Raw genomic sequence first — 21,848 nt, 5'->3', positions numbered from 1 at the left:
GCGGTCACTGGCCTGCAGCCGTCTCCTGTACACCCTTGAACCACTTCTGCTCAAGCTCCGCCGTGCGCCCGCTGTCCTTGAGGCGCTGCAAGGCGTTGTTCACCGCGCTCTCGAATGCCGGGTTGTCCTTCTGGAACGGGATGACCAGCTTTTTCTCGCCAAAAGGCTGGCTCAGGTCGAACGGTGTATCGGCTTTGGGCGCGTTGTCCGACGGGGTCAGGGTGATGTCGTACTTGCCACTTTCGACACCTGGCAGCACTTCGGCCGCAGGTGTTTCGATGAACTCGGCACGCAGGTCCAGTTGGTTGGCCAACGCTTGGCCGAAGTCGATTTCAAAGCCCGTCAGGTGGTCGTTTTCCTTGAACGCATACGGCGAGTTGTCGGCCTGCACGGCAATGCGCAGTTCGCCCCGGTCGGCGATTTCGTCGATCAGCTCGGCTTGAGCCAATGGCGTGATCAGTACTGCCAGCAGTACACCTATGGTCGAACGCATGTAATGCCCCTTTATCCTTTGGCAAATGAATAACTTTCGCCACGACTTTCTTCCTCGTCGTGGTCGAGCGCAGCCTATGACCTTGAAGCCTTGGCGAGGTTTAACCCTAACTGAAATATTTCTCTTTGTGGGCTATGGTGAACTACCGCCGCCGATCGTTTACTGGTGGCGGTCAATAAGTGAATCACAGGAGAAGTGAATGAACAGCCTATTTTCGCGTGCTGCCGTAGCCGGTCTGCTGATGGGGGCCTCGGTGTTCGCCAGTGCTGCGGATGCCCTGAAGAGCCAGGAGCCGCCCAAGGATGCCAAGGTCTTCATCGTTTCCCCCGCCGATGGCGCTACGGTCGACAAGACCTTCACCGTCAAGTTCGGCATCGAGGGCATGGGGCTAAAACCTGCGGGTGACCAGACCCCGCATACCGGGCATCACCATTTGCTGGTGGATGTCGACAAGCAGCCGGTGGCCGACATGCCGCTGCCAACCAGCCTGATGCCGGAGAACAACGCGCCGCTGCCGGCCGGCCCGCAAGTGCTGCACTTCGGCAAGGCACAGACCGAGGCGACCATTACCCTGACGCCGGGCAAGCACACCTTGCAGCTGGTGCTGGGTGACCAGTATCACGTGCCGTTCAAGCCGAGCGTAGAATCGAAGAAGGTCACTGTCACTGTGAAAGAGTGAAAAAGGCCTGCGCAGCAGGCCCAGGATCCAAACGAAAAAGGGAGGCCACCAGGGCCTCCCTTTTTCATGATGCAGTGAAACTTAGAACAGTACGCGGGAGCGGATGGTGCCCTTGACGTGCTGCAGCTTCTCCTGCGCCAGGTCCGAGTATTCGGCGTCGACGTCGATTACCACGTAACCCACTTTCTCGTTGGTCTGCAGGAACTGACCGGAGATGTTGATGCCGTTCTCGGCGAAGACCTTGTTGATCTCGCTGAGCACGCCTGGGATGTTTTCGTGGATGTGCAGCAGGCGGTGTTTGCCTGGGTGCGCCGGCAGGGCAACTTCCGGGAAGTTGACCGAAGACACCGAAGTACCGTTGTCGCTGTACTTGACCAGCTTCTCGGCAACTTCCAGGCCGATGTTGGCCTGGGCCTCTGCGGTGGAACCACCGATGTGCGGGGTCAGGATCACGTTGTCCAGGCCGCGCAGCGGGCTTTCGAACTCTTCGTCGTTGGAGCGCGGCTCGACCGGGAATACGTCGATGGCGGCGCCGATCAGGTGCTTGTCCTTGATCGCGGCGGCCAGGTGATCCAGCTCGACCACGGTGCCGCGGGCGGCGTTGATCAGGATCGAACCCTTCTTCATCGCGCGGATTTCCTTCTCGCCGATCATCCACTGGGTGGATGGCAGCTCAGGCACGTGCAGCGACACGATATCGGCCAGGCCCAGCAGCTCGTGCAGGCTGGCGACCTGTACAGCGTTGCCCAGCGGCAGCTTGGTCAGCGGGTCGAAGAAGTAGACCTGCATGCCCAGGTTCTCGGCCAGGACCGACAGTTGGGTGCCGATCGAGCCGTAGCCGACGATGCCCAGCTTTTTGCCGCGGATCTCGAAGGAATTGGCCGCGCTCTTGATCCAGCCGCCACGGTGGCAGGAAGCGTTCTTCTCAGGGATGCCGCGCAGCAACAGGATGGCTTCGGCCAGCACCAGCTCGGCCACCGAACGGGTGTTGGAGTACGGTGCGTTGAACACGGCGATACCGCGCTCGCGGGCCGCTTCCAGGTCGACCTGGTTGGTACCGATGCAGAAGCAGCCAACCGCGACCAGCTTCTTCGCGCAGTCGAAGATCTCTTCGGTCAGTTGCGTGCGCGAACGGATGCCGATGAAGTGGGCATCGGCGATCTTTTCCTTCAGCTCGGCTTCCGGCAACGAACCAGTGAGGTATTCGATGTTGGTGTAGCCGGCAGCCTTGAGGGTATCGACCGCGTTCTGGTGCACACCTTCAAGAAGAAGGAACCTGATCTTGCTCTTGTCGAGAGAAGTCTTGCTCATCTGCGTAAACCTGTATCCCGGAGAAAAAATGGCGAGGGGTGATGCTAGGCGCGGCATCGGCCTTAGCATGAACAGCGGGAGGGCTATGCTAGCATACGCGACACAATCTGAGCTTATCCCGACAGGTGAAGAGTGCTCAGGGTGACTATGAATAAGTCGAGAGTTCCAGCGATGAACCATCCCGCTGTTATTGATGAACTGATGACCCTTGTCGACCCTGGCAAGGTCCTGACCGACGCGGCTTCCCTCGAAGCCTATGGCAAGGACTGGACCAAGCATTACCCGCCCGCGCCGACTGCCATTGTGTTGCCCAAGACTGTCGAGCAAGTGCAGGCGATTGTGCGCTGGGCCAATGCGCACAAGGTGGCCTTGGTGCCATCTGGTGGGCGCACCGGGCTTTCCGGTGGCGCAGTGGCCGCCAATGGTGAAGTCGTGGTCGCCTTCGATTACATGAACCAGATTCTCGATTTCAATGCCTTCGACCGCACCGTGGTCTGCCAGCCAGGGGTGATCACTCGGCAGCTGCAGGCCTATGCCGAAGAACAGGGCCTGTATTACCCGGTGGACTTCGCCTCCAGCGGCTCCAGCCAGATTGGCGGCAACATCGGTACCAATGCCGGCGGGATCAAGGTCATTCGTTACGGCATGACCCGCAACTGGGTGGCCGGGCTGAAAGTGGTCACCGGCAAGGGCGAGCTGCTGGAACTGAACAAGGACCTGATCAAGAACGCCACCGGCTACGACCTGCGCCAGCTGTTCATTGGCGCCGAGGGCACGCTGGGCTTCGTGGTCGAGGCGACCATGCGCTTGGACCGCGCCCCGCGCAACCTAACCGCCATGGTGCTGGGCACGCCGGACTTCGACTCGATCATGCCGGTGCTGCATGCCTTCCAGGGCAAGCTCGACCTGACCGCCTTCGAGTTCTTCTCCGACAAGGGCCTGGCCAAGATCATGGGCCGTGGCGACGTGCCGGCGCCGTTCGAGACCGATTGCCCGTTCTATGCGCTGCTGGAGTTCGAGGCCAGTACCGAGGAGGTCGCCAACGAAGCCTTGGCTACCTTCGAGCACTGCGTCGAGCAAGGCTGGGTGCTGGACGGGGTGATGAGCCAGAGCGAAACCCAGCTAAAAAACCTGTGGAAGCTGCGCGAGTACTTGTCCGAAACCATCTCGCACTGGACACCGTACAAGAACGACATTTCCGTCACTGTGTCGAAAGTGCCCGCGTTCCTGCGTGATATCGACGCCATCGTCGCAGAGCATTACCCGGACTACGAAGTGGTCTGGTACGGCCATATCGGCGACGGCAACCTGCACCTGAACATCCTCAAACCCGACGCCATGAGCAAGGATGACTTCTTTGCCTCGTGCGCCAAGGTCAACAAGTGGGTGTTCGAAATCGTCCAGCGCTACAACGGCTCGATCTCCGCCGAGCATGGTGTGGGCATGACCAAGCGCGACTACCTGGGCTACAGCCGCTCGCCCGAAGAAATCGCCTGCATGAAGGCAATAAAGGCCGTCTTCGACCCTAACGGCATCATGAATCCGGGTAAGATCTTCGCACCCGTATAAAAAGCAGTATCCAGAGGAGTCGGCCATGAGTTACCAGCACCAGTACGTAGACGGCACGCGCATTCACTTCCCGATGGGCAAGGTGGTGTGCATCGGCCGCAACTATGCCGAGCATGCCAAGGAACTGGACAACCCCATCCCCAGCGAGCCGTTGCTGTTCATCAAGCCGGGTAGCTGCGTGGTGCCGCTGGAAGGTGGTTTCAAGATCCCGACCGACCGTGGTGTCGTGCACTACGAGGCCGAGATCGCCGTGCTGATTGGCAAGCCGCTGTCCACCCGGCCGACCGAAGAGGAGGTGCTCGACGCCATCTCCGGTTTCGCCCCGGCGCTCGACCTGACCCTGCGCGACGTGCAGGCCAAGCTCAAGGAAAAGGGCCTGCCGTGGGAGCTGAGCAAGAGCTTCGACGGCGCCTGCGTGCTGCCGCCGTTCGTTTCGGCGTCCAGTTTCGAGGACGTGACCGACATCCCGGTGCGCCTGACCCTCAATGGCGAAGTGGTGCAGGACGGCACCAGCGCGATGATGCTCAACCCGATCGTGCCGATCATCCAGCACATCGCTGCGCATTTCTCGCTGCAGGCCGGTGACGTGATTCTGACCGGTACACCCGCTGGCGTAGGCCCGTTCAATGTCGGTGATGAGCTGGTGCTGGAACTGCCGGGTGTCAGCCGTTTCGAAAGCCGGGTGCTCTAACCTGGCACCGCCTTGTGTAGGAGCGGCCTTGCGTCGCGAACGGGCCGCAAAGCGGCCCCTCGATTTCAGCGTCGCCGCCAATATCCCGGGGCTGCTTCGCACCCCTTTCCGACCGGTCCGGCGCCCCGGCAAGGCCGCTCCTACGCACACACACCGATGTAATCTGGCGGGTTTTTACCGTTTTTTCACACGGCATCTGGATAATGCGCAAACCTTCGCCCATTCACCCAGGATAACTCTGCATGGCATTGCCTTCCGGCGCCCCCGTTTCTGCAAAGCCCAAGCGACGCTTCTACCTGCGCTGGCCCTTTGGCCTGGCAGTTGCTGCGGTCATCGGCTATGGCGTCGCCGTGGCCATGCACTGGGATGACCGCGGGGCGCTGTGGGTCCAGGAAAGCTTTGAAAGCACGGCCGAGCAGAGCGAGAGCGTGTGGTTGCCGGCCTACCAGGTCGATATCGACGCCAAACCTCTGCCGGGCATGGACGATGACGAAGCCTCGGACATCGCCTTCAACCCGCAAACCCGCACCCTGTTCGCCGTCATGGGCAAGAACCCGTTCCTGGTCGAGCTGAGCCTGGACGGCAATGTGCTGCGCCAGATCCCGCTGCACGGCTGGAACAACCCGGAAGGGGTGGCGGTGATGGAGGGTGGGCACCTGGCGATCGTCGACGAGCGGCTGCACGACCTGACCGTGGTCAAGGTGGATGCGCACACCACAGCGCTCAACCACGGCGATTTCCCAAGCTACGACCTGGGCAAGTCGGTGAAGAGCAACAAGGGCTTCGAAGCTGTGGCCTGGGACCCTTTGCGCCAACGCCTGGTGATCGGCGAAGAGCGCCCGCCCAAGCTATACACCTGGAGTACCGATGGCCGGAGCCCGCTCAAGGGCGACAAACAGCCGCTGCCCAGTGATGAACTCGACCTGCGCAACCTTTCGGCCCTTGGCGTGGACCCGCGTACCGGGCACCTGCTGGTGCTGTCGGCAGACTCCAACATGTTGCTGGAGCTGGATGAGCAGGGCCAGCAAGTGAGCTTCATGACCTTGCTGGGTGGTTTCAACGGCCTTGAAGACACCATTCCGCGTGCCGAAGGCGTGGCCATGGACGACAAGGGCAACCTGTACATGGTCAGCGAGCCGGCGCTTTTCTATCGTTTCAAGAAAAACTGACACGATCATCTGATTTTTCGGATGATGGCATTAAGCTTTAGTTCAGTTGTTCGTGGTTAGATTCGTCACCCCTTCGTCGAGTCTGCCTCAAATGCGTCGTTTTCTTCGCCTGTCACTGATCCCAGCCTTCATTGGCCTGCTCTTGCTCGGTTGGGCCGGGCAAGAGTTTCGCTTGTTCGAGCGGGGCTGGTTCAACCTCAAGACCTGGTGGCAGCCTGCCGAACAAGGCATTGGCCTGGACCGCTATCGGGTAGTGGTCGAGGCGCAGCCTGTCGAGGGGCTGGATGACGACATTTCGGCCCTGACCTACGACCCCGACCGCAAGACCCTGTTCACCGTCACCAATGCACGCTCGGAGCTGATCGAGCTGTCGCTGGACGGCCGCATCCTGCGGCGGGTGCCGCTGACCGGCTTCGGCGACCCGGAAGCGGTGGAGTACGTGGGGCCCAACAGCTATGTGATCACCGATGAACGCCAGCAGCGGCTGATTCGCGTGCGCCTTGATGACGACACGCTGTTCCTCGACGCCGGCGATGCCGAGCAGTTGACCCTGGGCATTGGCCTGAACGGCAACAAGGGCTTCGAGGGGTTGGCTTACGACTCGGCCGGTAAGCGCTTGTTCGTGGCCAAGGAGCGTGACCCGATGCTGATCTACGAAGTGCATGGCTTCCCGCATGAAAACCCCGAGCAGCCTTATGCCGTGAATGTGGTGCAAGATCGCAAGCGTGATTCGCGTTTGTTCGTACGGGATCTGTCCAGTTTGCAGTTCGATGAACGCAGCGGCCACCTGCTGGCGTTGTCGGACGAATCGCGGCTGGTGCTGGAGCTCGACGTGAAGGGCAGGCCGCTGAGCACCCTGTCGTTGCGCAAGGGGTACCAGGGGTTGAAACAGACGGTGCCGCAGGCGGAAGGGATCGCCATGGACGAAGCCGGGACCATTTACCTGGTCAGTGAGCCGAACCTGTTCTATGTGTTCAAACAGCCGGCAGATTGAATGGCCTTGAGGGCCGCTTCGCGGGGCAAAGCCCGCCCCACAGACGCCCCCGCTGGATTGAAAAGGCGGGGATCTATGGGCGCGGCGGTTCGGCGATCCGACTTGCCCCGCGAAGGAGGGGTTACTCGGCCTTCAGGCTCTGCACGCCTTCAGCGGTGCCCAGTAGCAGCAGGTCTGCCGGACGTGCCGCGAACAGGCCGTTGGTGACCACGCCGACGATCGCATTGATCTGCGCTTCCAGCTCGACCGGGTTGGTGATCTGCAGGTTGTACACATCCAGGATCACGTTGCCGTTGTCGGTCAGCACGCCTTCACGGTACACCGGGTCACCGCCCAGTTTGACCAGCTGGCGCGCCACGTGGCTGCGGGCCATCGGGATCACTTCGACCGGCAGCGGGAAGGCGCCCAGCACCGGCACCAGCTTGCTGGCATCGGCGATGCAGATGAAGGTCTTGGCCACGGCCGCGACGATCTTCTCGCGGGTCAGGGCCGCGCCACCGCCTTTGATCAGGTTCAGGTGCGCGTCGCTCTCGTCGGCACCGTCGACATAGAACTCCAGCTCGCTGACGCTGTTCAGCTCGTAGACCGGGATGCCATGGCCCTTCAGACGCTGGGCAGTGGCCTCGGAGCTGGCGACCGCGCCATCGAAGGCGGTCTTGTGCTGAGCCAGGGCGTCGATGAAGAAGTTGGCGGTCGAACCGGTACCGACGCCGACAACGCTCTTTTCATCCAGCTTGGGCAGAATGAAGTCGACAGCGGCCTGGGCGACGGCCTGTTTGAGTTGGTCCTGGGTCATGCGGGCTCCGAGAGGGGCGGGGGAGGTTTCAAAGGGGCTTAGTATAACGGCTTGCGCGGCTTTGCTGTGGTCGCCCGACGTAGCGCTGGGGTAGACTCGCAGCCCTTGTCCTGCGGCCAGTGATGCTTTCCCGATGCTCGAACAGTACGTCAAGAAGATCCTCACCTCGCGCGTCTACGACGTCGCTGTCGAAACCCCGCTGCAAAGCGCCGGGCAGCTGAGCAAGCGCCTGGGCAACCAGATTTTGCTCAAGCGTGAAGACCTGCAACCGGTGTTCTCGTTCAAGATCCGTGGGGCGTACAACAAGCTGGCGCAATTGAGCCCGGAAGAACTGGCCCGCGGTGTGGTCACCGCTTCGGCCGGCAACCATGCCCAGGGCCTGGCCCTGGCGGCCCGCGAGCTGGGTATCAAGGCCACGATCGTGATGCCCAAGACCACCCCGGAGATCAAGATCGAAGGCGTGCGTTCGCGTGGCGGCAAGGTGGTGCTGCATGGCGACTCGTTCCCCGAGGCGCTGGCCTACTCGCTGAAGCTGGTCGACGAAAAGGGCTTCGTCTATATCCACCCTTATGATGACCCGCACACCATCGCCGGCCAGGGCACCGTGGCCATGGAAATCCTGCGTCAGCACCCAGGCCGGCTGGACGCGATCTTCGTGCCGGTCGGTGGCGGCGGCCTGATCGCCGGTATCGCTGCCTACGTGAAGTACCTGCGCCCGGAAATCAAGGTGATCGGCGTCGAGCCGGACGACTCCAACTGCTTGCAGGCCGCCATGGCTGCGGGCGAGCGCGTGGTGCTGCCGCAGGTCGGGCTGTTCGCCGACGGTGTGGCGGTGGCGCAGATCGGCCAGCACACGTTCGATATTTGCCGCCTGCACGTGGATGAGGTGGTTACCGTCAGTACTGATGAGATCTGCGCAGCAATCAAGGATATCTACGACGATACCCGCTCGATCACCGAGCCTGCCGGGGCGCTGGGTGTTGCCGGCATCAAGAAGTATGTCGAGCTGTACGGCGTGACCGGCCAGACCCTGGTCGCCATCGATTCGGGCGCCAACGTGAACTTCGATCGCCTGCGCCATGTGGCCGAGCGGGCCGAACTGGGCGAGAAGCGCGAGGCGATCATCGCCGTCACCATCCCCGAGCGCCCTGGCAGCTTCAAGGCCTTCTGCGAAGCGATCGGCAAACGCCAGATCACCGAATTCAACTACCGCAAGCACACCTCCGACGAGGCGCATATCTTCGTCGGCGTGCAAACACACCCGGACAACGACCCGCGCGCGGTGCTGGTGCAGCAGTTGATCGAGCAGGGCTTCCCGGTCACCGACCTGACCGACAACGAACTGGCCAAGCTGCACATCCGGCACATGGTCGGTGGCCATTCGGCCGGTGCCAGTGATGAGATCGTGCTGCGCTTCGAGTTCCCGGAGCGTCCGGGTGCGTTGTTCAACTTCCTCAACAAACTGGGCGGGCGCTGGAATATCTCGATGTTCCACTACCGTAACCACGGCGCGGCCGACGGGCGTGTGGTGGCGGGGCTGCAGGTGCCAGAGGACGAGCGCCACCTGGTGCCGGCGGCCTTGGCGAAAATCGGCTACCCGTATTGGGACGAGACCGAGAACCCGGCTTACCGGCTGTTTCTGGGCTGAGCGGCTAAGCTGGGGCTGACGGCCTGCACAAGGAAAATCGAAACATGGAACACCTGACCACACTCAAAACCTTGCACATCCTCGCCACCGCGCTGCTGCTTCTGGGCGCGCTGGGCCTGGCGATCTGGACGGTTCGCGCCCGCAGGCTGGGCGATGGCGAGGCTTACGGCAAATTGCTGCGGCGGCCGCTGGTGTTCGTCTGGCTGGTCATGGGCCTGTGCCTGGTGAGCATGCCGTTCACGGGCTGGTGGCTGGTGCACCTGGTAGGCTGGCCGCTGGGGCAGACCTGGGTGCTGGCCTCCAGCGTCATCTATACCTTCGGGGCATTGGCGGTGTGGTGGCTGCTGGTGCGCTTGAACCGGCTGCGCAAGGCTGAGGTGGTGGGGTTGCGGTTTACCTTGGCCTTGGCGGTGTTCAGCGGGGTGTGCTTCCTGTCGATTGCCGGGCTGATGGGCGCCAAGCCGGTCTGAACCTGCCGGCCGCTTCGCAGGTATCCGCCAAGCGGCCGGCACAGAAAAACATCAATCCCTCAGCGAAATTACCGGCCACCCGCGCTGCTGCGCCTCCGCCTGCAGGTTAGGGTCCGGGTCCACTGCCACCGGGTGAGTCACCTGCTGCAGCAACGGCAAGTCATTCATCGAATCGCTATAGAAATAGCTGTCTGCCAGGTCATAGTCGTTTTCCAGCATCCAGCGCTGCAACCTCGTCACCTTGCCTTCACGGAAACACGGTATATCGGTACTGCGCCCGGTAAACCGGCCATCACGGGTTTCGCATTCGGTCGCCAGCAGGGTGCGCACGCCCAGACGGCGGGCAATCGGCGCGGTCACGAAACGGTTGGTGGCAGTGATGATTACCAGTTTGTCGCCCGCTTCGCGGTGCTGCTGCAGCAATGCCAGGGCCTTAGGCAGGATGATCGGCTCGATGCAGTCGCGCATGAAATCGCGGTGCCACGCGTCGAGCTGGGCCGTAGGCGTTGCCGCGAGAATCTCCATGGAAAAGGCCAGGTAGGCCTGCAGGTCCAGGGTGCCGTGCAGGTAGTCCTGGTAGAAGGCATCGTTGCGTTGTTTGTAGGCAACCGGGTCGAGGATGCCGCGTTCGCACAGATAGTCACCCCAGGCATGGTCGCTGTCGCCACCGAGGAGGGTATTGTCCAGGTCGAATAAAGCCAGGCGCATCGCGTTCACTCGCATCAGCCACAGGGTAGGCCCGCAGAATACGGAGTTTTCACCTCGCTGCACATAAGCTTGGCGGGCGCGTTGCTGCGCTCGCAGGCTTTGTGGAACAATGCGGTGACATGCGTTTGCGAGGTTGCTGCCGTGATCGACCCGGATGGTTTTCGCCCCAATGTCGGGATCATTCTCACGAATGATGCCGGGCAGGTGCTATGGGCTCGACGGATCAACCAGGATGCCTGGCAATTCCCCCAGGGTGGTATCAACCCTGACGAGACGCCGGAAGATGCCCTGTACCGCGAGCTGAACGAAGAAGTTGGCCTTGAACGCGATGATGTGGAAATTCTTGCCTGCACCCGCGGCTGGTTGCGTTATCGTTTACCCCAGCGTCTGGTGCGTACGCACAGCCAGCCGCTGTGCATCGGCCAGAAACAGAAGTGGTTTCTGCTGCGTCTGGTCAGCAATGAACAAAGGGTACGGATGGACCTGACGGGCAAGCCGGAGTTCGACGGCTGGCGCTGGGTCAGCTATTGGTACCCGCTGGGCCAGGTTGTGACATTCAAGCGCGAGGTCTACCGTCGCGCCCTGAAAGAGCTAGCACCGCGTCTGCTGACGCGCGACTGACGACGGAGTTCGACCCCGAGCCATGCTCAATACGCTGCGCAAGATCGTCCAGGAAGTGAACTCCGCCAAAGATCTCAAGACGGCGTTGGGGATCATTGTCTTGCGCGTCAAGGAGGCCATGGGCAGCCAGGTCTGCTCGGTCTATCTGCTCGACCCGGAAACCAACCGCTTCGTGCTGATGGCCTCCGAGGGCCTGAACAAGCGTTCGATCGGCAAGGTCAGCATGGCCCCCAACGAGGGCCTGGTCGGCCTGGTCGGTACCCGGGAAGAGCCGCTGAACCTGGAAAACGCCGCCGATCACCCGCGTTATCGCTACTTTGCCGAAACCGGTGAAGAAAAATTCGCCTCCTTCCTGGGTGCGCCGATCATTCACCACCGTCGTGTGGTTGGGGTATTGGTCATCCAGCAGAAGGAGCGCCGCCAGTTCGATGAGGGCGAAGAAGCCTTCCTGGTCACCATGAGCGCCCAGCTCGCCGGGGTTATCGCCCATGCCGAGGCGACTGGCTCGATTCGTGGCCTGGGCCGCCAGGGCAAGGGCATCCAGGAAGCTCGCTTCGTCGGTGTGCCGGGCTCGCCAGGCGCTGCCGTGGGGCGTGCGGTGGTGATGCTGCCGCCGGCCGACCTCGAAGTGGTGCCAGACAAGACCGTCGAAGACATCGACGCTGAACTCAAGCTGTTCCAGAACGCCCTTGAAGGCGTGCGCGCCGACATGCGCAAGCTGTCGGCAAAGCTGGCCACCCAGCTGCGCCCCGAAGAGCGCGCCTTGTTCGACGTGTACCTGATGATGCTCGAGGACGCCGCCCTGGGTGGCGAAGTGACCGAGGTCATCAAGACCGGCCAGTGGGCCCAGGGCGCGTTGCGCCAGGTGGTCGGCGAACACGTCAACCGCTTCGAACTGATGGACGACGACTACCTGCGTGAGCGGGCTTCGGACGTCAAGGACCTTGGCCGCCGACTGCTGGCCTACCTGCAGGAGGCACGCTCGCAGTCGCTGGTGTACGCCGACAACACCATCCTGGTCAGCGAAGAACTGACCCCGGCGATGCTCGGCGAAGTGCCTGAAGGCAAGCTGGTCGGCCTGGTTTCGGTACTGGGCTCGGGCAACTCCCACGTCGCTATCCTGGCCCGGGCCATGGGTATCCCCACGGTGATGGGCCTGGTCGACCTGCCGTATTCGAAGGTCGACGGCATCGAGCTGATCGTCGACGGTTACAAGGGTGAGGTGTTCACCAACCCCAGCGACGTGCTGCGCAAGCAGTACAGCGAAGTGGTCGAGGAGGAGCGCCAGCTGGCGCAGGGCCTGGATGCACTGCGTGAGCTGCCTTGCATCACCCCCGACGGCCACCGTATGCCGCTGTGGGTCAACACCGGCCTGCTGGCCGACGTCGCACGTGCCCAGCAGCGCGGCGCCGAAGGGGTAGGCCTGTACCGCACCGAAGTGCCGTTCATGATTAATCAGCGCTTCCCCAGCGAGAAAGAGCAGCTGGCGATCTACCGTGAGCAACTGGCGGCCTTTCACCCGCTGCCGGTGACCATGCGTACCCTGGATATCGGCGGGGACAAGGCGCTGTCCTACTTCCCGATCAAGGAAGAAAACCCCTTCCTGGGTTGGCGCGGCATCCGCGTCACCCTCGACCACCCGGAAATCTTCCTGGTCCAGACCCGCGCGATGCTCAAGGCCAGCGAAGGCCTGAACAACCTGCGTATCCTGCTGCCGATGATTTCCGGCATCCATGAGCTGGAAGAAGCCCTGCACCTGATTCACCGCGCCTGGGGCGAGGTGCGTGACGAAGGCACCGATGTGCCGATGCCGCCGGTTGGGGTGATGGTCGAAATCCCCGCGGCGGTGTACCAGACCAAGGAGCTGGCGCGGCAGGTCGACTTCCTGTCGGTCGGTTCCAACGACCTGACCCAATACCTGCTGGCAGTCGACCGTAACAACCCACGGGTCGCCGACCTGTACGACTACCTGCACCCGGCGGTGCTGCAGGCGCTCAATACCGTGGTGCGCGATGCCCACGGCGAGGGCAAGCCGGTGAGCATCTGCGGTGAGATGGCCGGTGACCCGGCGGCGGCGGTACTGTTGATGGCCATGGGCTTCGACAGCCTATCGATGAACGCCACCAACCTGCCCAAGGTGAAGTGGATGCTGCGCCAGATCAACATGAGCAAGGCCAAGGAACTGCTGACCGATGCCATGAGCCATGACAACCCGCAGGTTATCCACAGCTCGTTGCAGCTGGCGTTGAAGAACCTTGGGCTGGCGCGGATGATCGGGCCTGGTGCCAACAAGACCCTTTGATACCTGCCCCGCGAAGGGGCCGGTACTGCCGAAACACTTCTATCAGACCATTACCTCAACTTCCCCCAAATGCCCCCCAAACGGCCCGAAACTGCGTTCAATAAGCCGCCTTTCACCCTGATCATCCACGATCAGCACCGTACTGGCCCGCGTTCCATAATTCTGGCTGGCAATAAACACACTCGACAGCAGCTTCTCGGTCGCTACCCCCACGCCAGTCTCCGGCAGCTCAGCCTCAGGCGCCGTCTCGCCATCGGCCAGCAACGCCAGCAAACGCTGCGGGTCAGCTGAGCCCAGCAACCGTTCCAGGCCGTCGCGCGCCTTGACCAGCTTGGGCCACGGCGTATCCAGCCCGGCATTGGAAAGCCCGTACACCCCAGCCTCCAGCAAACGCGGCGCCGCGTCTCGAGCGTGCAGATACCCCAGCTGCGTACCATCGCCCACCAGCAGGTTGAACCCCGAATACTGGCTGCTGCGGCTGGCCACCTGGTCCAGATACGCTTCAACGCCAAGCTCACCCTGCAGAAACGCCGCCACCAGCTCCCCACGGGAACGCACGCCAAGCGCCTGCCCAGGGTCGCGAATGTTGGTCAGCGCAGCGAAGCGCCCCTGCGGCCCCACGCCGAGCCACGTGCCGCCGGCCTCCAGGTCACGTCCGGCATACACCCCAGGCGCATCCTCCCAGGCCGCCAGGGCCTGCGTGGGGCGGGCATAGAACTCGTCGCGGTTGGCCGCCACGATCAGCGGCAGGGCATGCCCCGGCCGCCAGGCGAATACGATTAGGCACATCGGTTGGGCCTCTGTGTTTTGTGCCACTGTACCCACTGCGGCGGTGCTGATCCATCCTGTCACGAAGTTCACTAGAGCCTCGAGCCCGGCTTCCGTTACCATGCCGGATTGATTTGCTCAGGGGCAACGAATGGAGTTCGTACTCTATCTGCTGTTAGGCGCATGCGCTGGCGTGCTGGCCGGGCTGTTCGGCGTGGGCGGTGGCATCATCATCGTGCCGGTACTGGTGTTCAGCTTCACCTTGCAGGGCTTCGACCCTTCGGTATTGACCCACCTGGCAGTCGGCACTTCGTTGGCAACCATCATTTTCACCTCGATCAATGCGGTGCTCGAGCACCATCGCCGTGGAGCGGTGCAATGGCCGATCTTCGCCTGGATGACCGTGGGCATCCTGCTCGGCGCCGGCGTCGGCGCCAAGACCGCATCCTTGATCCAGGGCCCGCTGCTGCAGAAGATCATCGGTGTGTTCGCCCTGATCATCGCCGCGCAAATGGCCCTGGACCTCAAGCCCAAGGCCAGCCGCGGCATCCCTGGCAAGCCCGCGCTGACCGCAGCAGGCGGGGTGATTGGCTGGGCTTCGGCGATCTTCGGTATCGGTGGCGGCTCGTTGACCGTGCCGTTCCTGACCTGGCGCAGCCTGCCCATGCAGCAGGCGGTGGCAACGTCCTCGGCCTGTGGCCTGCCGATTGCCCTGGCCAGTGCCCTGAGCTTCATGTGGCTGGGCTGGCACGAACAGCACCTGCCGGCGCACAGCCTGGGTTACGTGTACCTGCCAGCGCTGCTCGGCATCGCCGTGACCAGCATGTTTTTCGCCCGCTTCGGCGCGCGCCTGGCGCACAAGCTGTCGCCACGCCTGCTCAAGCGTCTGTTCGCCGCGTTGCTGTTCTGCGTCGGCCTCAGCTTTTTGATTTAGCTCGCTGATTTGAAACTAGAGGAATATCCATGCTGCCTTACCCGCAGATAGACCCCGTGGCCGTGGCCCTCGGGCCACTGAAAATCCACTGGTACGGCCTGATGTACCTGGTCGGTATTGGCGGCGCCTGGCTGCTCGCCTCGCGTCGGCTGAACCGCTTCGACCCCACCTGGTCCCGTGAAAAGCTGTCCGACCTGGTGTTCTGGTTGTCGATGGGGGTGATCGTCGGCGGTCGCCTGGGCTACGTGCTGTTCTATGACCTGCACGCCTACCTGGCCAACCCGACGCTGATTTTCGAGGTGTGGAAGGGCGGCATGTCGTTCCATGGCGGCTTCATCGGCGTGATGCTGGCGGCGTTGTGGTTCGGCAAGCGCAACAACAAGACCTTCTTCGAGCTGATGGACTTCGTCGCGCCGATGGTACCGATCGGCCTGGGCGCCGGGCGTATCGGCAACTTCATCAATGCCGAGCTGTGGGGCAAGGCCACCGACGTGCCGTGGGCAATGGTGTTCCCGCCGTTCAGCGACCCTGAGCAACTGCCACGCCACCCGTCGCAGCTGTACCAGTTCGCCCTGGAAGGCGTGGCGCTGTTCCTGATTCTCTGGCTGTATTCGCGCAAGCCGCGGCCAACCATGGCGGTCTCCGGGATGTTCGCGCTGTTCTACGGCATCTTCCGCTTCATCGTCGAATTCGTCCGGGTACCCGATGCCCAGCTGGGCTACATCGCCTGGGGCTGGCTGACCATGGGTCAGATACTCTGCATCCCGATGATTCTGGCCGGCCTCGGATTGATCTGGTGGGCTTATAATCGCAAACCCACGGCGACACCCGCCATCTGATTCCCGACGGCAGGGGCGATCCCCCTGCCGTTCTTGCTACAGGTAAGCCATGAAACAGTATCTTGACCTGGTCCGTGACGTCATCGAAAACGGCACCCTGCAGGAAAACCGCACCGGCATCCGCACCATCAGCCTGCCGGGCGCCATGCTGCGCTTCGACCTGCAGAAGGGCTTTCCGGCCATCACCACGCGCAAGCTGGCGTTCAAGTCGGCCATCGGCGAGATGGTCGGTTTTCTGCGTGGCGTGAAGAACGCCGGTGAATTCCGCGACCTGGGCTGCAAGGTCTGGGACCAGAACGCCAACGAAAACGCCCAGTGGCTGGCCAACCCGTTCCGCCAGGGGCATGACGACCTGGGTGAGATCTACGGCGTTCAGTGGCGCCAGTGGCCGGGCTACAAGCGTGTACCGCTGAGCAACCCGGCGGCCATCGAAATGGCTGAAAAGCAGGGGTTCCGCAAGATTGCCCAGGACGAGGAAGACGGCCAGGCCTTTGTCATCCTGTACAAGGCCATCGACCAGGTGCGCCAGTGCCTGGACACCATCGCCAACGACCCGGGCAGCCGGCGCATCCTGTTCCACGGCTGGAACTGCGCCCAGCTGGATGAAATGGCCCTGCCGCCGTGCCACCTGCTGTACCAGTTCCACCCGAATGCCGAGACTCGGGAAATTTCCCTGACCCTGTACATTCGCTCCAACGACCTGGGCCTGGGCACGCCGTTCAACCTCACCGAGGGCGCGGCTTTGCTGTCGCTGTTCGGCCGCCTGACCGGCTACACGCCGCGCTGGTTCACGTATTTCATTGGCGATGCCCATGTGTATGAGAACCACCTGGACATGCTCAACGAACAGCTCAAACGCGAGCCGCTGCAAGCGCCGAAGCTGGTGATCAGCGACCGCGTGCCAGCGTTTGCCGAGACCGGCAAGTATGAGCCGCAGTGGCTGGAGCAGATCGAGCCGAGTGATTTCAGCCTGGAAGGGTATGAGCACCATGCGCCGATGACGGCGCCGATGGCGGTTTAACCTTCGCAATTGCTGGGGGGCAAAGCACCCCCAGCATGCTCAATGCCCGTGGCTTCGTCCCACATGCGAATGCTCACCTTCCGGCACCGATACCGCCCCGTTCACCTCCAGTTGCTGCAAGATCGCGCATTCATCTCCTTGCGCATTGCACCGCTGCCGCAGTTCCACCAACTGCTCCTGCAACGCCACCAACCCATCGATCCGCGCCTGCACATGGGCGATATGCTCATCGATCAACGCATTGACGCTGCCGCACGACCCTTCGGGGCTGTCGCGCAGGCGTAGCAGGCTGCGGATCTCGTCCAGGGTCATGTCCAGGGTGCGGCAGTTGCGGATAAAGGTCAGCCGCTCGACGTGGGCTTGGGTGTAGAGCCGGTAATTGCCGTCGGTGCGCGCCGGCTCTGGCAACAGCTGCTCACGCTCGTAATAGCGGATGGTTTCCACGGCACAATCGGTGGCTTTTGCCAGTTCTCCAATCTTCATCGCGAAATCTCCAGCGGATGGCTTGACCCTATAGTGGCTACAGGGTGTTCACTTGGCAACAGGCTCACTTTAAGGATGACCCAATGAACCAGCCTGCCAGCCCCCACCACAAGCATGACCACCACGCCCACAGCTGCTGCGGTAGCGCCGCCGCCCCGGCGTTGGTGCAGTTGAGCGAAAAAGCCAGCGGCGACGCACAGCTCAGCCGCTTCCGTATCGAGGCCATGGACTGCCCCACCGAGCAAACGCTGATCCAGGACAAGCTGGGCAAGCTGGCGGGCATCGAGCAGTTGGAATTCAACCTGATCAACCGCGTACTTGGCGTGCGTCACACGCTGGGCGGCACCGCCGAGATCGAACGGGCCATCGACAGCCTGGGCATGAAGGCCGAACCCCTCATTGAAGGGGACGCGGCAACGGCCGCCAGCGCCTCGCCAAGCAAGACCCGCTGGTGGCCGCTGGGGTTGTCCGCTGTTGCCGCCATTGCCGCGGAAGTGGTGCATTTCACCGGGCTGGCGCCTGAGTGGCTGGTGGCCGCGCTGGCCTTGGCGGCAATCCTGGGTTGCGGCCTGGGCACCTACAAGAAGGGCTGGATCGCCCTGAAAAACCGCAACCTCAACATCAACGCCTTGATGAGCATTGCCGTGACCGGCGCGGTGTTGATCGGCCAGTGGCCGGAAGCGGCCATGGTGATGGTGCTGTTCACGGTCGCCGAGTTGATCGAGGCGCGCTCCCTGGACCGGGCCCGCAATGCCATCAGCGGCCTGATGCAACTCACCCCCGACATGGCGACGGTTCAGCAGGCCGATGGCCAGTGGCGTGAAGTGGAGGTGCGTGAGGTGGCCATCGGTGCCCAGGTGCGGGTACGGCCAGGTGAGCGCATCGGCCTGGACGGTGAAGTCACCAGCGGGCAATCCAGCGTCGATCAGGCGCCGATCACCGGTGAAAGCCTGCCTGTGGAAAAGGCCATGGGTGACAAGCTGTTCGCCGGCACCATCAACCAGGCCGGTGCCCTGGAGTACCGCGTAACTGCCGCCGCTGGGCAATCGACGCTGGCGCGCATCATCAAGGCTGTCGAGGAGGCCCAAGGCGCCCGTGCGCCCACCCAACGCTTCGTCGATCAGTTCTCGCGTATCTACACCCCGGTGGTCTTTGCCCTGGCCTTGGCCGTGGCGCTGATCCCGCCGCTGTTCCTGGCTGGCGCCTGGTTCGACTGGGTCTACCGTGCGCTGGTGCTGCTGGTGGTGGCCTGCCCGTGTGCACTGGTCATTTCTACCCCGGTTACCATCGTCAGTGGCCTGGCCGCAGCGGCGCGCAAGGGCATCCTGATCAAAGGCGGGGTTTATCTGGAGGGCGGGCGCAAGCTGGATTACCTGGCCCTCGACAAGACGGGCACCCTCACCCACGGCAAGCCGGTGCAGACCGACGCCAAGGTGCTGGAGCCTCTGTTCGAAGGCCGTGCCCAAGCCTTGGCTGCCAGCCTGGGTGAGCGTTCGGACCACCCGGTGTCGCGTGCCATTGCCCAGTTCGGCAAGGCACAAGGGCTGGCCTTGAGCGAGGTGGGCGATTTCGCCGCCCTGGCCGGGCGTGGTGTGCGCGGGGTGATCGAGGGCGAGGTCTACCACCTGGGTAATCACCGCCTGGTGGAGGAGCTGGGCCTGTGCTCGCCGGCGCTGGAGGCGCAGCTGGATGCACTGGAGCGTCAGGGCAAGACCGTGGTCTTGCTGCTCGACCGCAGCGGCCCGCTGGCGTTGTTCGCCGTGGCCGACACGGTCAAGCAAAGCAGTCGCCAGGCCATCGCCGAGCTGCATGAGCTGGGTATCAAGACGGTCATGCTGACCGGTGATAATCCCCATACCGCCGAGGCCATCGCCGCCCAGGTCGGCATCGATCGCGCCGAAGGCAACCTGTTGCCGGACGACAAGCTCAAGACCATCGAAGCGCTGTACAGCCAGGGCCATCGGGTGGGCATGGTCGGCGACGGTATCAACGATGCGCCGGCCCTGGCCCGTGCCGAAATCGGCTTTGCCATGGCCGCTGCTGGTACCGACACCGCCATCGAGACGGCCGATGTGGCGTTGATGGACGACGACTTGCGCAAAATCCCGGCCTTCGTCAGGCTGTCGCGCCAAAGTGCGGCGATTCTCAGGCAGAACATCATTCTGGCCCTGGGCATCAAGGCGATTTTCCTGGCGATCACCTTTGCCGGCATGGCCACCTTGTGGATGGCAGTGTTTGCCGACATGGGCGTGAGCCTGCTGGTGGTGTTCAACGGCTTGCGCCTTTTGCGCAAATAGAGGACGTGCATGCAGAGTTCCGAGCTCAAAGCCTTCTACATGGTGGCCCGCCTGGGCAGCATCACCCTGGCGGCGAAGAAGCTCGGGCTCAGCCAGCCCACGGTGACCACGCAGATCCGCAACCTCGAAGCCCAGTACGCGGTGGAGCTGTTCTACCGTGGCGGGCGGCGCCTGGTGCTGAGCGAGGAGGGCGTGCGCCTGCTGCCGATGGTCAAGGCGCTGCTGCAGCAAGAGGCCGACATCGAGTTCGAACTGCGCAACAGTGGCCAGGCCCAGGGCAGCCTGCGCATCGCGGCCACTGCGCCTTACTACATTCTCGACCTGGTGAAGATCTTCCGTGAGCGCCTGCCCCAGGTGGATGTGACGGTGGAGATCGGCAACTCGCAGCAAGTGCTGGAAATGCTCGAAGACTACCGGGTCGATATCGCTGCCTCGTCGCAACTGCTGGAGGATGCACGCCTGGTGCGCCGCGTGCTGGGCACCGACCCGCTGGTGGTGGCGGTACACCGTAACCATCCGTTGGCCCATCGCCAGGCGGTGTCCATCGACGTGGTGGCCGGGCATTGCCTGTTGATGCGCGAGCAGGGCTCGACCACGCGCAAGCTGACCGAGCAGATGCTGCAGGAGGCGGGCGTCAAGGCCGCAACATTGCTGGAAATCGGCAGCCGCGAGTCGATCCGTGAGGCGGTGTTGCGCAACATCGGCATCAGTGTGATCGCCCGACATGAAGTGCCGCACAACCCCGAATTACGGGTGTTGGTGCTGGAGGGGGCGCCGCTGATGCATGAATACCTGTACTGCCTGAAGGAGCGGCGCCAGGCGCGTTTGCCTGCAGCGTTTCTGGGGGTTGCACAAGAAGTGGCCGGTTCACAGTTCTAGGTCAGTGATGCAGATACAAAATCTGCCTATACCACTATCGCCAGCTTTTGCCTGAACGCCACAGAACCGTCGCACAGGCTTCCTAGCATGGCCCCATCTCTTCGATGAGGCCCTGCCATGAACAACGCCACCTCGGGCGCACAAATGAAAGTGCGCAATATCCACAAGCGCTTCGGCGCCTTCACGGCGCTTAACGATGTCTCCCTGGACATCGCCGCGGGCGAGCTGGTGTGCCTGCTCGGCCCATCCGGTTGCGGCAAGACCACGTTGTTGCGCTGCATCGCCGGCCTCGAACGCCAGGACCGCGGCGAGCTGTACATCGGTGAGCGCGACATCTCCGAGCTGCCACCCCAAGCCCGCGACTACGGCATCCTGTTCCAGTCCTACGCGCTGTTTCCCAACCTCACCGTCGAAGCCAACATCGCCTACGGCCTGATGAGCAGTGGCCGTGAGCAAGCGCGCCAGCGGGTGGTTGAAATGCTCCAGCTGGTTGGCCTGTCCGGTAGCGAAAAAAAGTACCCCGGCCAGCTTTCTGGCGGCCAGCAGCAGCGTGTGGCCCTGGCGCGTGCCCTGGCGCCGGCACCTTCGTTGTTGCTGCTGGATGAGCCGATGTCGGCGCTGGATGCGCGGGTTCGCGAGCACCTGTGCACCGAGCTGCGCCAACTGCAACGCCAGTTGGGTATCACCACTTTGATGGTCACCCACAACCAGGACGAGGCCATGCTGATGGCCGACCGCATCGCGGTGATGAACAACGGCCAGGTCGAGCAGTACGCCACGCCGCAGGAAATCTACGACCAGCCTGCCACGCCCTTTGTGGCCGAGTTCGTGGGCCAGGGTAACTGGCTGCCGTTTCAGCGCAGCAGTGACAACCAGGCCCAGGTCGGTGGCATGCGCATGCGCCTGACCCCCGGCTCGGCGCGAGCCAGCAGCGGCCGGCTGTTCTGCCGGCCGGAGGCGATCACCGTCAACCCGGTGGTGCACGAAGAAAACCTGTTTGCGGCCAAGGTCCGCGAGATCACGTTCCTCGGCAACCGCTGCCGCATGAGCTTCGAACTCAAAGACCTGCCCGGCCATGCATTGCTGGCCGAACTGGCCCCCGAGGCCATGCCGCGACTGGGCTCGCAGGACATCTGGGTGGCGCTGCCACCGCAGAGCCTGCAGGTGTTTGCCTGA

General features: G+C 62.8%; 21 protein-coding genes. 15 read left to right on the top strand and 6 right to left on the bottom strand.

Translation table 11 applies throughout. The annotated features are described in order from the left end of the window. Positions 1-4 precede the first annotated feature (4 nt). Positions 5-493 (bottom strand): transporter substrate-binding domain-containing protein, encoded by a 489-nt coding sequence (locus CKW22_RS06555; RefSeq protein WP_033702083.1) that lies wholly within the window; start codon positions 491-493, stop codon positions 5-7. A 199-nt stretch (positions 494-692) separates the two neighbouring features. On the opposite strand from CKW22_RS06555, the gene CKW22_RS06550 reads away from it, so the two are divergent. Then, the gene (locus CKW22_RS06550; RefSeq protein ID WP_047582145.1) at positions 693-1,172 is read left to right on the top strand and encodes a DUF4399 domain-containing protein; all 480 of its coding nucleotides are present in this window, start codon (positions 693-695) and stop codon (positions 1,170-1,172) included. An 81-nt stretch (positions 1,173-1,253) separates the two neighbouring features. On the opposite strand, the gene serA is transcribed toward CKW22_RS06550, so the two are convergent. Further along, entirely contained in the window at positions 1,254-2,483 is a 1,230-nt protein-coding gene (gene serA, locus CKW22_RS06545) for a phosphoglycerate dehydrogenase (RefSeq protein WP_027592284.1), read from the bottom strand. Positions 2,484-2,654: 171 nt separating this feature from the next. On the opposite strand from serA, the gene CKW22_RS06540 reads away from it, so the two are divergent. The 4 genes from CKW22_RS06540 to CKW22_RS06525 all read left to right on the top strand — a co-directional run bounded on the left by CKW22_RS06540 (position 2,655) and on the right by CKW22_RS06525 (position 6,906). Then, on the top strand, positions 2,655-4,052 hold the full coding sequence (locus tag CKW22_RS06540; protein WP_033702081.1) for an FAD-binding oxidoreductase: 1,398 nt from the start codon (positions 2,655-2,657) through the stop codon (positions 4,050-4,052). Positions 4,053-4,077: 25 nt separating this feature from the next. Next, positions 4,078-4,743, top strand: coding sequence for a fumarylacetoacetate hydrolase family protein (locus CKW22_RS06535; RefSeq protein WP_033702080.1), 666 nt, complete (start codon positions 4,078-4,080; stop codon positions 4,741-4,743). Between the two features lie 242 nt (positions 4,744-4,985). After that, positions 4,986-5,912: an SdiA-regulated domain-containing protein gene (locus CKW22_RS06530; RefSeq protein ID WP_033702079.1), complete on the top strand. Its 927-nt coding sequence runs from the start codon at positions 4,986-4,988 to the stop codon at positions 5,910-5,912. Between the two features lie 91 nt (positions 5,913-6,003). Beyond that, positions 6,004-6,906 (top strand): SdiA-regulated domain-containing protein, encoded by a 903-nt coding sequence (locus CKW22_RS06525; protein ID WP_033702078.1) that lies wholly within the window; start codon positions 6,004-6,006, stop codon positions 6,904-6,906. 121 nt (positions 6,907-7,027) lie between these two features. Here CKW22_RS06525 and rpiA read toward each other — a convergent pair whose 3' ends face one another. Next, positions 7,028-7,702, bottom strand: a complete 675-nt coding sequence (gene rpiA, locus CKW22_RS06520; protein WP_033702077.1) for a ribose-5-phosphate isomerase RpiA — start codon at positions 7,700-7,702, stop codon at positions 7,028-7,030. Between the two features lie 133 nt (positions 7,703-7,835). Here rpiA and ilvA point away from each other — a divergent pair, with 133 nt between their 5' ends. Together ilvA and CKW22_RS06510 are read left to right on the top strand one after the other, a co-directional pair. Then, positions 7,836-9,350 carry a threonine ammonia-lyase, biosynthetic gene (gene ilvA / locus CKW22_RS06515; RefSeq protein ID WP_033702075.1) on the top strand — a complete coding sequence of 505 codons (1,515 nt, stop codon included), beginning with the start codon at positions 7,836-7,838 and terminating at the stop codon, positions 9,348-9,350. Positions 9,351-9,394: 44 nt separating this feature from the next. Beyond that, complete coding sequence (locus tag CKW22_RS06510; protein ID WP_033702073.1) at positions 9,395-9,820, top strand: DUF2269 family protein; 426 nt, start codon at positions 9,395-9,397, stop codon at positions 9,818-9,820. Between the two features lie 51 nt (positions 9,821-9,871). Here the strand turns inward: CKW22_RS06510 and CKW22_RS06505 are convergent, their stop codons facing one another. Beyond that, a complete protein-coding gene (locus CKW22_RS06505) occupies positions 9,872-10,528 on the bottom strand; it encodes an HAD family phosphatase (protein ID WP_033702072.1) in 657 nt (218 codons plus the stop codon). Positions 10,529-10,669: 141 nt separating this feature from the next. On the opposite strand from CKW22_RS06505, the gene CKW22_RS06500 reads away from it, so the two are divergent. After that, complete coding sequence (locus tag CKW22_RS06500) at positions 10,670-11,149, top strand: RNA pyrophosphohydrolase (protein WP_003249017.1); 480 nt, start codon at positions 10,670-10,672, stop codon at positions 11,147-11,149. 22 nt (positions 11,150-11,171) lie between these two features. Continuing rightward, entirely contained in the window at positions 11,172-13,451 is a 2,280-nt protein-coding gene (gene ptsP, locus CKW22_RS06495; RefSeq protein ID WP_033702071.1) for a phosphoenolpyruvate--protein phosphotransferase, read from the top strand. A gap of 42 nt (positions 13,452-13,493) precedes the next feature. Here the strand turns inward: ptsP and CKW22_RS06490 are convergent, their stop codons facing one another. Then, complete coding sequence (locus CKW22_RS06490) at positions 13,494-14,240, bottom strand: NRDE family protein (RefSeq protein WP_033702070.1); 747 nt, start codon at positions 14,238-14,240, stop codon at positions 13,494-13,496. 130 nt (positions 14,241-14,370) lie between these two features. On the opposite strand from CKW22_RS06490, the gene CKW22_RS06485 reads away from it, so the two are divergent. The 3 genes from CKW22_RS06485 to CKW22_RS06475 are packed head-to-tail and all read left to right on the top strand — an operon-like array spanning position 14,371 to position 17,013. Beyond that, a complete protein-coding gene (locus CKW22_RS06485; protein WP_047582150.1) occupies positions 14,371-15,153 on the top strand; it encodes a sulfite exporter TauE/SafE family protein in 783 nt (260 codons plus the stop codon). Positions 15,154-15,182: 29 nt separating this feature from the next. Next, on the top strand, positions 15,183-15,992 hold the full coding sequence (gene lgt / locus CKW22_RS06480) for a prolipoprotein diacylglyceryl transferase (RefSeq protein ID WP_033702066.1): 810 nt from the start codon (positions 15,183-15,185) through the stop codon (positions 15,990-15,992). Between the two features lie 49 nt (positions 15,993-16,041). Then, on the top strand, positions 16,042-17,013 hold the full coding sequence (locus CKW22_RS06475; RefSeq protein ID WP_033702064.1) for a thymidylate synthase: 972 nt from the start codon (positions 16,042-16,044) through the stop codon (positions 17,011-17,013). Positions 17,014-17,052: 39 nt separating this feature from the next. Here CKW22_RS06475 and cadR read toward each other — a convergent pair whose 3' ends face one another. Beyond that, complete coding sequence (gene cadR, locus CKW22_RS06470) at positions 17,053-17,496, bottom strand: cadmium resistance transcriptional regulator CadR (protein ID WP_047582153.1); 444 nt, start codon at positions 17,494-17,496, stop codon at positions 17,053-17,055. Between the two features lie 83 nt (positions 17,497-17,579). Here cadR and CKW22_RS06465 point away from each other — a divergent pair, with 83 nt between their 5' ends. The 3 genes from CKW22_RS06465 (at position 17,580) to CKW22_RS06455 (ending at position 21,848) form a co-directional block, all read left to right on the top strand. Next, a complete protein-coding gene (locus tag CKW22_RS06465) occupies positions 17,580-19,793 on the top strand; it encodes a heavy metal translocating P-type ATPase (RefSeq protein ID WP_033702062.1) in 2,214 nt (737 codons plus the stop codon). 9 nt (positions 19,794-19,802) lie between these two features. Then, positions 19,803-20,672 (top strand): LysR family transcriptional regulator, encoded by an 870-nt coding sequence (locus CKW22_RS06460; RefSeq protein WP_033702061.1) that lies wholly within the window; start codon positions 19,803-19,805, stop codon positions 20,670-20,672. A gap of 117 nt (positions 20,673-20,789) precedes the next feature. Continuing rightward, positions 20,790-21,848: a putative 2-aminoethylphosphonate ABC transporter ATP-binding protein gene (locus tag CKW22_RS06455; RefSeq protein WP_095063915.1), complete on the top strand. Its 1,059-nt coding sequence runs from the start codon at positions 20,790-20,792 to the stop codon at positions 21,846-21,848.

This window comes from Pseudomonas sp. Irchel s3f19, from assembly GCF_900187555.1.
Lineage (GTDB): Bacteria > Pseudomonadota > Gammaproteobacteria > Pseudomonadales > Pseudomonadaceae > Aquipseudomonas > Aquipseudomonas capeferrum.
This window is presented reverse-complemented; position numbering and strand designations above follow the sequence as displayed.